Source organism: Noviherbaspirillum sp. ST9 (assembly GCF_048799745.1).
GTDB lineage: Bacteria > Pseudomonadota > Gammaproteobacteria > Burkholderiales > Burkholderiaceae_D > Noviherbaspirillum.
Window position 1 is genome coordinate 280,397 of the sequence record NZ_JBLWFR010000006.1, and the last position, 13,764, is coordinate 294,160.

The 13,764-nt window shown below is 62.6% G+C and carries 13 protein-coding genes; 2 read left to right on the plus strand and 11 right to left on the minus strand.

Annotation, left to right across the window (positions count from 1 at the left end; all coding sequences use genetic code 11):
* The 11 genes from ACNOHI_RS15650 to ACNOHI_RS15700 all read right to left on the minus strand — a co-directional run bounded on the left by ACNOHI_RS15650 (position 1) and on the right by ACNOHI_RS15700 (position 10,466).
* Entirely contained in the window at positions 1-1,020 is a 1,020-nt protein-coding gene (locus ACNOHI_RS15650) for a DUF2156 domain-containing protein (protein WP_420475609.1), read from the minus strand.
* A gap of 151 nt (positions 1,021-1,171) precedes the next feature.
* Positions 1,172-1,825, minus strand: a complete 654-nt coding sequence (locus ACNOHI_RS15655; protein WP_420475610.1) for a class I SAM-dependent methyltransferase — start codon at positions 1,823-1,825, stop codon at positions 1,172-1,174.
* 308 nt (positions 1,826-2,133) lie between these two features.
* Complete coding sequence (locus ACNOHI_RS15660) at positions 2,134-3,297, minus strand: hypothetical protein (RefSeq protein WP_420475611.1); 1,164 nt, start codon at positions 3,295-3,297, stop codon at positions 2,134-2,136.
* Positions 3,298-3,580: 283 nt separating this feature from the next.
* Complete coding sequence (locus ACNOHI_RS15665; protein ID WP_420475612.1) at positions 3,581-3,964, minus strand: nucleotide pyrophosphohydrolase; 384 nt, start codon at positions 3,962-3,964, stop codon at positions 3,581-3,583.
* A gap of 4 nt (positions 3,965-3,968) precedes the next feature.
* On the minus strand, positions 3,969-6,134 hold the full coding sequence (locus tag ACNOHI_RS15670; protein ID WP_420475613.1) for an EAL domain-containing protein: 2,166 nt from the start codon (positions 6,132-6,134) through the stop codon (positions 3,969-3,971).
* 111 nt (positions 6,135-6,245) lie between these two features.
* Entirely contained in the window at positions 6,246-7,031 is a 786-nt protein-coding gene (locus ACNOHI_RS15675) for a metallophosphoesterase (RefSeq protein ID WP_420475614.1), read from the minus strand.
* Positions 7,028-7,408: an adenosylmethionine decarboxylase gene (gene speD / locus ACNOHI_RS15680; RefSeq protein ID WP_420475615.1), complete on the minus strand. Its 381-nt coding sequence runs from the start codon at positions 7,406-7,408 to the stop codon at positions 7,028-7,030. Before speD ends, ACNOHI_RS15675 begins: the two co-directional genes overlap by 4 nt.
* Positions 7,405-7,572 (minus strand): hypothetical protein, encoded by a 168-nt coding sequence (locus ACNOHI_RS15685; protein ID WP_420475616.1) that lies wholly within the window; start codon positions 7,570-7,572, stop codon positions 7,405-7,407. The genes speD and ACNOHI_RS15685 overlap by 4 nt, the downstream gene beginning before the upstream one ends.
* Positions 7,569-9,017 carry a DUF4178 domain-containing protein gene (locus ACNOHI_RS15690; protein ID WP_420475617.1) on the minus strand — a complete coding sequence of 483 codons (1,449 nt, stop codon included), beginning with the start codon at positions 9,015-9,017 and terminating at the stop codon, positions 7,569-7,571. Before ACNOHI_RS15690 ends, ACNOHI_RS15685 begins: the two co-directional genes overlap by 4 nt.
* A 7-nt stretch (positions 9,018-9,024) precedes the next feature.
* The gene (locus ACNOHI_RS15695; RefSeq protein ID WP_420475618.1) at positions 9,025-10,065 is read right to left on the minus strand and encodes an SPFH domain-containing protein; all 1,041 of its coding nucleotides are present in this window, start codon (positions 10,063-10,065) and stop codon (positions 9,025-9,027) included.
* 14 nt (positions 10,066-10,079) lie between these two features.
* Positions 10,080-10,466: a DUF350 domain-containing protein gene (locus tag ACNOHI_RS15700; RefSeq protein ID WP_420475619.1), complete on the minus strand. Its 387-nt coding sequence runs from the start codon at positions 10,464-10,466 to the stop codon at positions 10,080-10,082.
* 161 nt (positions 10,467-10,627) lie between these two features.
* Between ACNOHI_RS15700 and ACNOHI_RS15705 the strand changes: the two genes are divergently transcribed.
* Together ACNOHI_RS15705 and ACNOHI_RS15710 are read left to right on the plus strand one after the other, a co-directional pair.
* Entirely contained in the window at positions 10,628-12,139 is a 1,512-nt protein-coding gene (locus ACNOHI_RS15705; protein WP_420475620.1) for a polyamine aminopropyltransferase, read from the plus strand.
* Positions 12,139-13,749 carry an FAD-dependent oxidoreductase gene (locus tag ACNOHI_RS15710; RefSeq protein WP_420475621.1) on the plus strand — a complete coding sequence of 537 codons (1,611 nt, stop codon included), beginning with the start codon at positions 12,139-12,141 and terminating at the stop codon, positions 13,747-13,749. The genes ACNOHI_RS15705 and ACNOHI_RS15710 overlap by 1 nt, the downstream gene beginning before the upstream one ends.
* The last annotated feature ends 15 nt before the right edge of the window (positions 13,750-13,764 follow it).

The window sequence follows — 13,764 nt, forward strand, 5'->3', positions numbered from 1 at the left end:
TCAGATAATGCGGGTCAGGCGGAACATCGCCGTCATGGCGATGCCGGGCATGGCGTTGCGGTGGCAGCAATAGGTCTTCTCCACCCGTCCCTGGAAGCGCGACTTCGCGAATTCCAGTCCTTTGAAGTTGTAGAGAAAATCCATGCGCTCGCGGATGACGGACATGGTCATGCGCAGCAGGCGCGACTCCTGGGGTTCGACTTCCTTGGCCATCATCAGCGGCACCAGGCCGAGGTCGAGGTATTCCACGCCTTCCGCCTTGAACACGTCCATCGCGTGCGCCATCAGCGCGTACCACAGGCCTTGCTTGAAGTTCGCCGACGAGCGCGAGATGTTGGGCACGTAGCCGATGAGCTTGTTGTTCGCGTACACCGGGTCGAAGAAGATGAAGCCGACCGCCTCGCCGTTGAGGTAGGCATAGAAGTAGCGCGTGCCCTCGCGGTAATCGATGAGCATCGGCCGGATCAGGAAGCGGATTTCGTTGTTCTTGCAGCGGCGCGTCTGGATCCAGGCCTCGGAAATTTTCTTCACATCCTGGTTGAATCCCGACTCGCGGATCTCGATGCCCTGGTTGCGCGCCTGGTTGATCGCAGTGCGGATGATCTGTTTCTTCGCGCCGCGCAAGGACCAGGTTGCAAGGTCGATCTTCGACTCGCTGCCGAACTGCGTGCCGTAGTAGTCGTAATGGCTGTGCAGGTGGTCAACCACGGGCTTGGTCACCTGTACGAAGACCGCGTTCGGGTATTTTTCGATGAAGCGGTCGAGCATCAGCGCGCGGTGCTGCGGATGGCAAACCGGATCGGCGAGCGCGAAGCGCATGCCCCAGTGCGAGGCATAGGCGATGTAGCCGACGCCGGGCATGTCGAAGTAGGACATATCGGGCTGCAGCGTCGAGAACGCCATCGAATGCGAGCCGAACTGCTTCAGGCAGGCGACGCGCCTGGCCATGTCGAGATGGGTGACGTCCGCGATGAGCGGGCGGTCCAGCGTGATGACTTGCACTTGTGCTTGTTCTTGCAAAACAGCCTCCCTGGGCGATGGGAAATGAAGCGAAGAGCGGGCATTCCCTCCCCTTCAAGGGGAGGGTTAGGGTGGGGATGGGGGAGGTGCTTTTGCGGAAGAAACCCATCCCCATCCCGACCTTCTCCTTGAAGGGGAAGGAGGCGGATCCTTAGCGGTTCGCCGGCTTCGTCCCCAGCACCGACCAATAGCAGTTCAGCAGCATCAGCCGGTAATGCTTCTTTTCCCGGACTTGCAGCCCGAGCTTCTGCATGGATTCGGGGTAGTTGTAGATCTTGTGCACGGCATTGCCGGCAAATGCCCAGAAGAACAGCACGGCGCCGTACCAGTAGGCTTTCTTCATAAGGCGCGAAAGGATGTTCCCGGTGGGGTAGGCGAAGTCGCCCACGACGACATGTGCACCCGGCTTGCCGAGGCGGATCAGGTGTTCCAGCACGCGATGCATCATCTCTTCGTCGAAGACGTTGAGGAAGAAGTTGGCGACCACCATGTCGTACTTCTCGATCTCGCGGACCTTCATGATGTCGCTGTGCAGCTGGCGGATGCGGACCTTGATGCCTTCCTTGTCCAGGTTGCGCTGGAAGTTCTTCAGCATGGTTTCCGACAGGTCGACCACGGTGACGTCGGCGCCGAGGCGGGCCGCGTAGACAGCATCCTTGCCATGGCCGACGCCGGCGAACAGCACCTTGTCGCCGGGCTTGAGCTTGTCCAGCATCGCCACCTTGCAGTGGTGGATCGATTTGCCGCTGTAGAAATCGCTCAGCCAATCGTAGATCGGGCCTACCAGCTTGTACTTGTCTTTCATGCCTTGATCCTCGGGCCTTTGCGGCCTTTTCGTTTGTCTTGGCGCCGGCGGATGCGGTCGGCGCGTCTCCTCGATACGGACTCCAGCAGGACGATGGAGTGTGTTTAGATTAAGACAAGATTCGCGGAGGACGAGGGGTGGCGCGTTGGCCTGCGGAGCCAAACTCGTGACATCGGAAGTCACGAAAAAAAGTGTGTCCGCAGAGGAATTTTTTCCCGATGCGCCGGGAGGAATGCGCGAGACGAAGCGTGCGGGAAGAGACTGCCGCCGCTTCTGATTTTTATCAAAAGCGGCGGAGGTTAATGGGACTAGGCAGCTTGTTGGGCGTGCGCGGCGCTGCTCCAGAAGAGCGAGCGCCCGATCACATATTCGGTCGCCATCGCTGTCGCGAGGAAGGCGGCTCCGGTAAGGAACAGGTGCATCGGCGTGAGCACCATGGCAAGCGCCCAGAACAGGCAGAGCGCAGCCATGCGCAGCACCCACAGTACGAGTTCGCGCGCGAAGATGCGGTCCGCGAGTTCGCCGCGGATGTCGAGGGTACACTGGTTGAGCACCTGCTGGCTCGCCGCGAGGAAGGGCGACCCCGCGGCGCGCATCATCGAATGGACGATGTACAGCACCGGTATCCAGGCGCTCGCACCGAGCAGCATCCAGGACGCCGACATGACGAGGCAGGCACCGCCGAACCAGTGCGCGCGGTTGTCCTTGTTGCGTTTCTTGCGCGTGACATAGAGCGCAATGCCGCCCGCCAGTCCCGCCACAGTCGATACCCATCCGTAATGGCTGGCCACGCCGAGCGCGTTGGATGCACCGGTGGCGGACATCGCCTGGCTGATGCCGAACAGGCCGGATTCGAGGAAGAAGATCGGCATGCAAGCGATGAAGCGCGGCTGCCGGATGACGGCGAGCGGCGCCTTCAATGACACCGGTTTTGTCTGCGGGATCGCCTTGCCGAGGAAGAGTGCGCCGAAGAGGCACAGCGCGCCGTACAGCCAGTACACGTAACGGCTCTGCTCGCTGAAGGATGCCAGCAGCAGGGTCGACGCCAGCGTCGCGCTGAAGCTGAGGACGATCGTAGCCGTGCCGGAGCGGGCGGCATAGGAATCCCGGTCGGCATCGGCGAGCAGGGACATTTCCAGCGCATGCCTTCCTGTCCATGTGACACCGAGGTAGGAGCCGAAGGCGATTGCCGTCAAGGCAACCGAGCCGTCGGCCACCAGCAGGAGAATGCCCGGCAGCAGCAGGCCGAGCCGTACCAGCGCGGCGCCGCCGAGGCGCAGGCGCGGGCTGATCAGGTAGGCAACAAAAGTCGACGCCATCGCGGCGGTCAGCATGCACGCCGTATAACGGAACAGCGCGTGCAGGTCGTGCGCGCCGATGACGAAAAAGCCGATGAAGCCGCCGAAACTGCCGACGGCGCCTTGCAGGGCTGCGAGGGGAAGCAGGGTGCGGTGGTGGGGTTTTGACTTCATGTGTGGCATGGGTTCTTGGTCCGGAAAGTTGCCGCGGAACAAGAACAGACATGCCGGGGGGAATGATAGTTCCCGGTGGAAATGGAGGCTAAATAAGGAGTGTTGTGAGGATGACAGCGGGACAAGGCTGCTTTCTTGCCGCCTCCCTTTCCCCGTCATTTCCGCGAAGGCGGGAATCCATGCTGAGTAAATTCGAGCACGCTCACTATGGGTCCCCGCCTTCGCGGGGATGACGGGGGGAGGAAGATGATGTGCGAGCGGCAAGCCCGCATGCGTGCGGCGGCTACTCCCGAGCCTTCTTCCGCGCTGTGTCCTTCAGCTCGGTGTACTTCTTCGCCGACCCGAACGCCTGCTCCACCGGATATCGCGCTGCATTCTTGGCAATCTTTGCCTGCGCCGCCTCCAGCAGGTCGATACCGGCGTCGTCCGCCACCAGCAGCAGGTACAGCAGCACATCCGCGCATTCGTCGCGCAACGCCTCGCGGAAGGCCGGATCGCCCTTCGCCGCATCGAGCTGCGCATCGGTCTTCCACTGCGTCAGCTCCAGCAGCTCGGCCGATTCCAAGTTCAGCGAGACGATCAGGTTCTTCAGCGTATGGAACTGCTTCCAGTCGCGTTCGTCACGGAAGGCGAGCAGTTGCCGGCGGATCGCATCGAGGTCCGGCATGCGCTTACTCCTTCCCTTGCGTGACCGACTGCGTCCACAACAGCGCAGCGACGTCCTCCGGCGGCATTGGCTTGCTGAACAGGAACCCCTGCATCTGGTCGCAGGCCTGGTCCTTCAGGAAGTTTTCCTGTTCCGTGGTCTCGACGCCTTCGGCAATCACGGTCAGTTTCAGCGTCTTGCCCATGGAGATGATCGCTTCGGTGATGGCCTTGTCGCCCGGGTTGTCGACCACGTCCTTGATGAACGAGCGGTCCACCTTCAGCGTGTCGATCGGGAAGTACTTGAGCTGGCCAAGCGCGGAATAGCCCGCGCCGAAATCGTCGATGGCGAGGCGGATGCCCATGCGCTTGATTTCGTTGAGCAGGTTCTGCGCGTGTTCCGGATCGTGCACCACCATGCCTTCGGTGATCTCCAGTTCCAGCTGGCCCGGCGGCATGCCGGTTTCGCGCAGGATGGCCGCAATGTCCTCGATCAGGTGTTCGTCGGCAAACTGGCGCACCGACAGGTTGACCGCCATGCAGATCGGCGGCAGGCCGTCGCGCTGCCAGGCCATGTTCTGCGCGCAGGCCGTCCGCAGCGCCCATTTGCCGATCGGGACGATGGCGCCGATTTCCTCGGCCAGCGGGATGAATTGCGAGGGCGGCACGTTGCCCAGTTCTTCATTGTTCCAGCGCAGCAGCGCCTCGACTCCGGTCACCGTGCCGGTCGCCAGGTCGCGCTTGGCCTGGTAGTGCAGGCAGAATTCATTGCGCTCCAGTGCGCGGCGCAGGTTGGTCTCCAGCGTCAGCCGCTCCAGCGACTGCGTGGTAATTTCGCGCGCGTAGAACTGGTAATTGTTCTTGCCCTCTTCCTTCGCGAAGTACATCGCGATGTCGGCATTCTTCATCAGCGTCTGTTCGTCGTCGCCGTCGCGCGGATACATCGCGATGCCGATGCTGGCGCTGACGCGGCACTCGCGGCCCATCAGCACGAAGGGCCGCGCTGCGGCGTCGAGGAGCTTGCCTGCTGCCTTGGCGACCGAATCCGGCTCGGCCGTCTCGTGGATCAGGGCCACGAATTCGTCGCCGCCGAGGCGCGCAATCGTGTCGCTGGCGCGCAGGGAGGACTTGAAGCGGGTCGCGACCTCCTTGAGCAGGGTGTCGCCGACGTGGTGGCCAAGCGTGTCGTTGATGTACTTGAAGCGGTCGAGATCGATGAACAGGACTGCAAAGCTGCGGTTGTACCGCCGCGCGGCGCGGATGGCGGACGCCAGCATTTCGCTGAACATCACCCGGTTCGGCAGTCCCGTCAGGCCGTCGTGCGTGGCCAGGTACTGGATGCGCTCTTCGGCGAGCTTGCTGTCGGTGATTTCGCGCGCCACGCCCCGGTAGCCGGTAAACCTGCCGTGGCTGTCGAAGATCGGCTCGCCGCTCACACTCACGTAATACGGACTGCCACCCTCCAGCGTGCGGTGGAAGACGATGTCGCGAAACGGACGACGGTCCACCATCATGTCGCGGAAGGCATCCCATCCGCGCGCAAGGTCGACGCGCAGGCCGGTTTCCCATGGTGTCCTGCGGAGGAAGAAATCGCGGACCGCATCGGAATTCGCGTCGCGGCTTTCCATGCGCGTGAACCGGATCTCCGCATCCTGCTCCCAGTACCAGTCCGAGGTGAGGTTGGTCAGTGAGCGGAAGCGTGCCTCGCTTTCACGCAGCGCCTGCTCCACGCGACGCCGTTCGGTCACGTCGCGCAGGATGCCGCAGAAGCCGACCGGTTCCCCCTTGCTGTCGCGCACCAGCTGCACCGAACCTTCACCGGTCACGGTCGAGCCATCCTTGCGCAGCATTTGCCAGTCGAAACCCTCGGGGACGCCGGTGCGATAGACCTTGTTGAAGACTTCGAAGGTGCGGGGTTGGATTTCGGGCGGCTGCAACGTGCGGTTGTTTCGCCCCAGCACTTCCTCACGGGTGTAGCCGAGCATGCGGCAGAATGCGCTGTTGCACATCACCATGGTGCCGGTGAGGTCGACTTCGTAATAGGCATCCTGGATGGTTTCCAGGATGCCGCGGTATTTTTCCTCGCTGGCGCGCAGGGCGTCCGAGGCGTCGGCAGGCGCGGCTGTGCTTGTCGCTGCCGCTGTCTCTGCCTCTCTCATTGGCGTGAGGGGTGCCAGAACCTCTTTATCCATTCCCGGATCCTGATCAGTTTCGGTGCAGTCGTGTTGCCCTGCCTTGCGGCAATTATTGCATCTTGCCGCGCAGGCTGCATCGACAGCGTAACAGGAAGTGCGCGGACGGAGTCAGATTTCCAGTAACAATGCCGGCTGGAATGCCGGATTTTCCCACTGGATTTGTTCGAGCGTGGCGGCGGCGCGCCGGTTGAGGGCATAGCCGCGCGGATTGGTCACGACGCGCGTTCCGTTCACCGTGTAGTCAAAACTGTCATGCACATGCCCGTGAATCCAGAGCGCGGATTTCCCGAGCAAGGGCGTGAGATCGCTGATGAAGCCGGCGTTCAGCAGCTGGCCGTCATAGCGTGGATGAATGGAACCCGGATGCGGACTGTGGTGGGTGACGACGACGGTCGGGCCGTCAAAGGTTTCGTCCAGCTTCGCCGCCAGCCAGGCGCGGGAGGCCAGATGCAGCTGGCGCGCGTCTTCGGCGGTAAACAGCCCGTTCGCCATGCGAATGGCACGATGGTCGAGCAATCGCGCCTCACATTCCTGCATGGCCGCCTGTTGCTTGTCCGGAAACAGCTGGTAATCGGTCCACAGGCAGCATCCGAGGAAGCGTACGCCGTTGAACACAACTACATCATTCTCAAGGTAGTGCACATTGCCGCCGGCAGCGGCACGCAGGGATTGCACCGTTTCATCCAGGGCCGCGCCATACGCTTCATGATTGCCCTGCACGTAGACCACCGGTACCGGCCAGTCGGAAAACAGGTCGACCGCACCCGTCCCATGGTGAATGTCGCCAGCGATGACGAGGACCTCGGCATCGGCCGCAGGTTCGACCGCGCGGAAACCGGGAAAGCGTTCCTGCAGCAGGTTGAGGTGGAGGTCGGATGCAATCTGGATTTTCATTTTGGGTCACATGAGGGGCCATGTCCCCGGGGGATGTCGCGCACGTCGACCGCCGTCGGCGCCAGGCCATCGCGGATGCATGCGAGCGCGCGGCCGGGCACCGCTTTGCCGCACATGAAAATGTCGACGGCGGCAAAGCCGGTTTCCGGCCAGGTGTGGATGGAAATATGCGATTCGGCCAGCAGCACGACGCCAGTCACGCCGAGGCCGGGGCCGAAAGGATGGAAGTGGCTGTAGACGATGTGCGCCCCCGCGGCCAGCGCCGCGCGCTTGAGCAGGCCCTCGATGAAGGACGGATCCGCCAGCGCGTCGCGATTCGCTTCGTGCAAGTCGGCCAGCAGATGCGTGCCCGACGAATGATGCACCGACCTGTTCATTTGTGCCCTCCACCGCCGCCCCAGCCACCTCCGGAATTGGAGCTCCAGGTGCTGCCCGAGCCCGAGCGGGTGGAGCCGCCGGATCCGTCCGTCAGTTCGCCCCAGCTGAGCATGGTGCACACGAGGGAGACGAGCAGCGCATAGAGGATGAACTTGCCGTTCATGACTCACCGCCACCTGTCAGGTTCATGGCCCACGCCGGCACATAGATGGCGCCACAGGCAAACAGCACATATTCCCATGTCCTGCCGAACTCAAGCAGCAGCGGAATGGCATTGACGACGAGGATGGCGATCACGAAGAATTTCGCCACCGACAGGAGTGAAGTCTTCGGCGGCAGCGCGGCGGCCTTGATCTCCAGGCCGAACCACGCGCGCATCTGGTCCGCCGGCACGGGCGTGGATTGCGACCAGGTCAGTTCATTGGCGCTCAGTTCGGCGGACAGGCTCTTCTTGCCGAGGGCGAATTCAATGACCCGCGTCGTGTCGCCGACATGGACGCGCCAGTTGAAAGCTCCTGCGGCGAAGTCCACCGTCGCGTTGTAGTCGACTTGCTTGCGGTAGGTCTGCGCGCCAAGCTTCGCCGTGTCGCCGCGGTTCCATTCCGGCCATTCGTCCAGCACCGTCGCGTGAAACCAGCCCTCGTCGGTTTCCACCAGCCAGGTGAACCCGGCGCGCGGACTGTACAGCAGGTATTCCGTCCACACGCTGTCGTCTTCATCGCGCCGTTTCATCACGCCGATGACTTCATATTGGGCGCCGCTGATCGTCGCCTTCGCGCCCAGTTCGACCGATGTCTTGACTGCCTTCATGCGTGTTGCCGCCTCGAGGACGACAGCGGTGCGGGTGGACACGTCCACCTCGGCGCGGCAGCTCGGGCAAACGATCTGGCTGGTTGCGCCCGGGACGAAACTCACGTTGCTGCCGCACGACGGGCAGCCGAGACGCTCCACGCGTCCGCGGATCTTGCCCGCGCTGTCGCGGATCGTGCCCTCGTCACGCAGGAACTGGCACTTGAGCTGGTCGAGCGTGGCCGCCTGGCCTGCGTAGATACGCGGCCGGTCCGATTCGGAATAATCGAGCGTGACGAACTTGGCGCCACGGCGGAAGTCGGCAACCTTCGCCACCCAGCCCTCACCGACCCGGAACGGCAGCTCGCCCTGGCCGCCGGTGCATTGCGCAATGCGAACATCCGAGGCGATCCAGTTTTCGTTGAGGATGCTGTAGAGCGAGCCGGCACGGATGTCCTGGAATGCGATCTGCGATGCCGCATCGGCTTTTTCGAAGGTCAGTGTGTACTGCCCCGACGCATCGGACAGCCATCCGGGATTGCCATCGTCGAAGAGGACATACCACTCGTTCCACAGCCCGGCGTCGTAGCGCAGCTGGATGCGTCCGATGACGGTGAAGCCCTGGCTGCCGAAACGGCCTGACGTGCCGACCTGGATCGGCGAATAATCGTCGAGCACATCCGACATGCGCCCCGCGTCCTTGACCGCATCCGCATCCTTCAGGACGGTCGATTTGCAGTACGCGCACACCGCCATGACCGAGGCATGCGACTTGAACTGCACATTCGCGCCGCAGCTCGGGCAGGAGACATTCTGCATCTGGCGTTTATCCGATCAGCTTCTGCAGGATTTTCGCTTTCGCATCGTCGTAATCGCCCTGCGAGATCAGGCCCTTGTCGAGCATGGTCTTGAGCTTTTCGAGGCGCACCTCCGGCGCATCTTCGGCGGGCGCGGCAGGCGCCACAGGCGTGGCTGCCGCAGGCGCTGCCGCTGGCGCTCCGCCCAGCCCCTGCGTCATCGCCTGGCCCACCGCCATGCCGGCCGACAGTCCGGCACCCAGCCCGGCAAGACCGCCTTCGTTCTGTGCGGCAAGCGGAATAGCCTCCGCCGTCTGGAAGCGTGTGTAGCCTTCGAGCTTGCCGGCGCCGAGGCCGCCCTTCATGCCGGCGCCGATACGCGCGTCGAGCGCCTGTTGCAGTTCATCGGGCAGGCTCACGCTGCCGACATTGAATTCATCCAGACCGAGGCCATAGCGCGCGAACGCGGTGGCAAGGTCGCCCTTTACCTGCTGGGCCATCAATGCCTGGTTGGCCGCCATGTCGAGGAAGGGAATCTGCGACGCCCCGATCGAGGTCGCCATGGACGACAGCATGATGCCCTGCAGCTGCGCTTCCACGTCGTCGCGGGTGTAGACCTCGCGCGTGCCGCTCAGCTCGGTGAAAAAAACCTTCGGGTCCGCGACGCGGTACGAAAACATGCCGAAGGCGCGCAACCGGATCATGTCGAAATCCTTGTCGCGGATCGTGATCGGCTGCGGCGTGCCCCACTTGCGTCCGGTCTGCACGCGCGTGCTGAAGAAGTAGACGTCCGACTTGAAAGGCGACTCGAACAGCTTGTCCCAGTTCTTGAGGTAGGTCAGCACCGGCAGCGTGGCGGTGGTCAACTTGTAGTTGCCGGGGCCGAACACATCGGCGATCTGGCCTTCGTTGACGAACACGGCGACCTGCGACTCGCGCACGGTGAGCGCGGCGCCGTTCTGGATTTCGAAACCTTCCATCGGAAAGCGCCAGGCGAGCACGCCTTCGGTGTCCTCGTTCCATTGCAGGACGTCGATGAACTGCTTCTTGATAAAGGAGAAAAGGCTCATGGTTTCCTTTCGTTTCAGGAGATGCAGGCGGCGTTGATCGCGCCGACAGAGAGGGCGATGGCCCCGAGGATGCCGCCGAAAGCGACATTGCCCGATTCGATATGTTCCTTCGACATCGACATGCACTTCGTCGTTACCATGTAGGCGAGCAACTGCACGACCAGCGCGCCGAAAGCCCAGCCGAGGAATTCGGTGAGGCGCGAAGTGTGGATGATGCAGGAAGCAATTGTCAGCGAGAAACCAAGCATCGCCCCGCCCAGCGAGAGCGCCGCGGCCGTGTTGCCCTGCCGGATCAGGAGCACTTCGTTATAGGGCGTTACGCGCGTGTAGACAACGAAGAAGAACACGAGCAGCACGCCTGAGAGCAGCAGGTAGACGAGGTAATTGGCGAAGGCGGGCAAGTTGGTCTCTCGGTCAGGGTGGACAGGGAGCATCCGGCATGGTCCGCAAGGAAGGCGTGCGTCGTACAATCGATCCCGGCCAAGGATGCCTGACAACATATTGCCACTATACTAATCGAAAATTTTTTGCTGTCCAGCGCTTTAGAAACGCCCACCGGCCGATGAGCAAGCACATCCTGATCCTGTCCGTTTTCATCGTTGCCTCCTGCGGGCTGGCGTACGAACTGATCGCGGGCGCCTTGTCGAGCTACCTGCTTGGCGATTCCGTTTTCCAGTTTTCCACCATCATTGGCTGCTACCTGTTCGCCATGGGCGTGGGCGCGCACCTGTCGAAGTATGTAAAGGACGAAGACGTTCTTTCCCGCTTCGTCGATATCGAACTCGCCGTCGGACTGGTGGGCGGGCTCTCCGCGGCCTTGCTGTTCCTCACCTTTTCCTGGATGGGCGCGCCTTTCCGCAGCATGCTGTACGTGCTTGTCTTCCTGGTCGGCGCCTTCGTGGGAATGGAAATCCCGCTCGTGATGCTTGCATTGAATGCGCGCCAGACGGCGTTCAGCGAACTGGTCAGCAAGGTGCTGACCTTCGACTACCTCGGTGCGCTCGCGGTGTCGGTGCTGTTCCCGCTGGTGCTCGCGCCGCATCTCGGACTGGTGAGGACCGGATTCCTGTTCGGCATGCTCAATGTCGCCGTTGCCTTCTGGACCATCCATGTCTTCCGGAGCGAGCTGTCGAATGCCGCCGGACGTATCCTGCGCGCGAGTGCCGTCATGTTCACGCTGCTGGTCGGGTTCACCGCTTCCGATCGACTGGTGCAATGGGGCGAGCATGCGCTGGTGGGCGACAACGTCATCTATTCGACCACCACGCCCTACCAGCGGCTGCTGATCACCAAGTGGAAGGACGACCTGCGGCTCTACATCAATGGCAACCTGCAGTTTTCCTCGCGCGACGAATACCGTTATCACGAAGCGCTGGTGCACCCCGCCATGGAATCGCTGCCGTGGGCGCGATCGGTACTCGTACTTGGCGGCGGCGACGGCCTCGCGCTGCGCGAGATCCTGCGCTATCCGCATGTGGGGCAGGTCACCCTGGTCGATCTCGATCCTGCCATGACGCAGGCCTTCGGCCGCCGCGAAGAACTGGTCAAACTCAACAACGCATCGCTTTCCGATCCGCGTGTGAAGATCGTGAATGCCGACGCCGCGATATGGTTGCAGGAAAACGAAGACGTGTTCGATGCCATCGTCATCGACTTTCCCGATCCATCCAGCTTCGCACTGGGCAAGCTCTATTCGGTACCGTTCTACGGCATGGTGAAGCGGCATCTCTCCGCCAATGGATTGCTCGCCGTGCAGTCGACCTCGCCCTTCTTCGCACCGCACGCCTACTGGACCATCGAGGCAACATTGCGAGAGGCCGGCCTGCGGACCTGGCCCTACCACCTCTACGTGCCGTCTTTCGGCGAGTGGGGATTCGTGCTCGCTTCGCCACAACAGCAGTTCAAGCCGCCGGCGCAATACCGCTTGCCGATGCGTTACCTCAATGCCGAAACGACGCGGGAAATGTTCACCTTCCCGCCCGACATGCAGCGGCTCGACATGCCGCCCAACCGGCTCAACACCCAGTCGCTGGTGCATGAATTCGAACAGGACTGGCGGAGGGTGGTGCGCTGATGGACCGGCGCTCCTTCCTGCTGGCCGGTGCTGCGGGAGCGGCGGCGTTGCTCGGCGTGGGCGCAGCGTATCGCAAGCTGCAGGAGATCCCTTCCACCATCCATGCTCCCGGCCGTGCCGAGGGACATTTCCTGCGTGACGGGAAGGACTTGCCTGCGCCTTCCTACGAGGTCAACACCGATGTCGCCATCTTCGGATCCGGCGCCGCGGGACTGATGGCGGCATGGAAACTTCACCGCGAGGGGCACCGCCGCTTCATGGTGTTCGACGGACCGCAGCCTTACGGCAACGCGGCCGGAGGCCGTCACGGCGATCTTGCCTTCCCTACGGGCGCGCATTACCTGCCGCTGCCGTCGGCGGAATCCTTCCATGTGCGTGAGCTGCTGCACGATCTTGGCATCCTGACGGGCAATCCGGCGGCCGAACGCCCGCATGTCGACGAGCGATTCCTCCTGCATGCGCCGCAGGAGCGCCTGCTGTTGGACGGACGCTGGCATGACGGGCTGCTGCCGCGAGAGGGCGTGCCGCAATGGGAACGGGAGGAGCACGACCGGTTCGCACGCATCGTGGAACACGCCCGGACCGCGCGCGGGAGCGATGGGCGGCGGGCATTCGTCTTTCCGATGACGGCGTCCTCCATCGATCCGCAATGGCGGGCACTGGACCAATTGACGTTCAGGCAGTGGGTCGAACGCGAACGCTTTCGCTCGCCGACGTTGCACTGGTACCTCGATTATTGTTCCCGGGATGACTATGGCGCCGGATACGACAAGGTGTCGGCATGGGCGGGACTGCATTATTTCTGCAGCCGCGGTGGAGAGGCGGAAAGCACTGGCGCCACCGAATGGCTGACCTGGCCCGGCGGTCTCGATCCGCTTGCATCATTGATGGACCGGTCGGCGGGACATCGGCGGCGGGCGGGCACCGTCGCGTCTCTCGGACCATCCGGAAGAGGCGTCGAAGCGCACTGTTTTGAATTCGTTAGCGGAGAGGTCCGCAGTTTTGTCGTGAAGGCACGCCGGGCGATATGCGCCATGCCCTTGTTCGCGGCAGCACGCGTGCTCGACCTGCGTGAGTACGGCTTCGACACGCAATGGCACATGCCGGCCTACGCGCCCTGGATGGTCAGCAATTTCCTGATGAAGCGATTCCCACGCGAGCTGCCCGACCTGCCCTTGTCGTGGGATAACGTCATCTACCAGGGGAAGGGCCTTGGTTACGTCGTCTCCACGCATCAGGACATCCGCGTCGCACCGCCGGAGAAAACTGTCTTCACCGCCTATATGGCATTGAGCCGACAGACACCGGAAGCCGCACGCAAGTGGCTCGCGACGGCCACGCCGGAGGAGTTGCTGGAACAGGCAAGTGCCGATCTCAAGGTTGCCTACGGCGACGCGTTTGCCTTGTCAGCCGAACGCGTCGACATTACCCTGCGCCCGCATGCCATGGCATCGCCGCTGCCGGGTTTTCTCTCCAACCAGGGGCTGCGTTCCCTGCGCGACATCGACGGCCCCATCCTTTTCGCCCATGCCGACCTGTCCGGATTCTCCGTGTTCGAGGAAGCGGCCTGGTGGGGATACCAGGCTGCGCGAAAAATACTGTCGGCCTGACGAAAAAAAACCCGC

Coding starts and splice junctions, on each gene's coding strand:
- speD (WP_420475615.1), bottom strand. CDS start 7,408: ATGAACAGGTCGGTGCATCATTCGTCGGGCACGCATCTGCTGGCCGAC.
- ACNOHI_RS15660 (WP_420475611.1), bottom strand. CDS start 3,297: ATGAAGTCAAAACCCCACCACCGCACCCTGCTTCCCCTCGCAGCCCTG.
- ACNOHI_RS15670 (WP_420475613.1), bottom strand. CDS start 6,134: ATGGATAAAGAGGTTCTGGCACCCCTCACGCCAATGAGAGAGGCAGAG.
- ACNOHI_RS15655 (WP_420475610.1), bottom strand. CDS start 1,825: ATGAAAGACAAGTACAAGCTGGTAGGCCCGATCTACGATTGGCTGAGC.
- ACNOHI_RS15695 (WP_420475618.1), bottom strand. CDS start 10,065: ATGAGCCTTTTCTCCTTTATCAAGAAGCAGTTCATCGACGTCCTGCAA.
- ACNOHI_RS15675 (WP_420475614.1), bottom strand. CDS start 7,031: ATGAAAATCCAGATTGCATCCGACCTCCACCTCAACCTGCTGCAGGAA.
- ACNOHI_RS15665 (WP_420475612.1), bottom strand. CDS start 3,964: ATGCCGGACCTCGATGCGATCCGCCGGCAACTGCTCGCCTTCCGTGAC.
- ACNOHI_RS15685 (WP_420475616.1), bottom strand. CDS start 7,572: ATGAACGGCAAGTTCATCCTCTATGCGCTGCTCGTCTCCCTCGTGTGC.
- ACNOHI_RS15710 (WP_420475621.1), top strand. CDS start 12,139: ATGGACCGGCGCTCCTTCCTGCTGGCCGGTGCTGCGGGAGCGGCGGCG.
- ACNOHI_RS15705 (WP_420475620.1), top strand. CDS start 10,628: ATGAGCAAGCACATCCTGATCCTGTCCGTTTTCATCGTTGCCTCCTGC.
- ACNOHI_RS15690 (WP_420475617.1), bottom strand. CDS start 9,017: ATGCAGAATGTCTCCTGCCCGAGCTGCGGCGCGAATGTGCAGTTCAAG.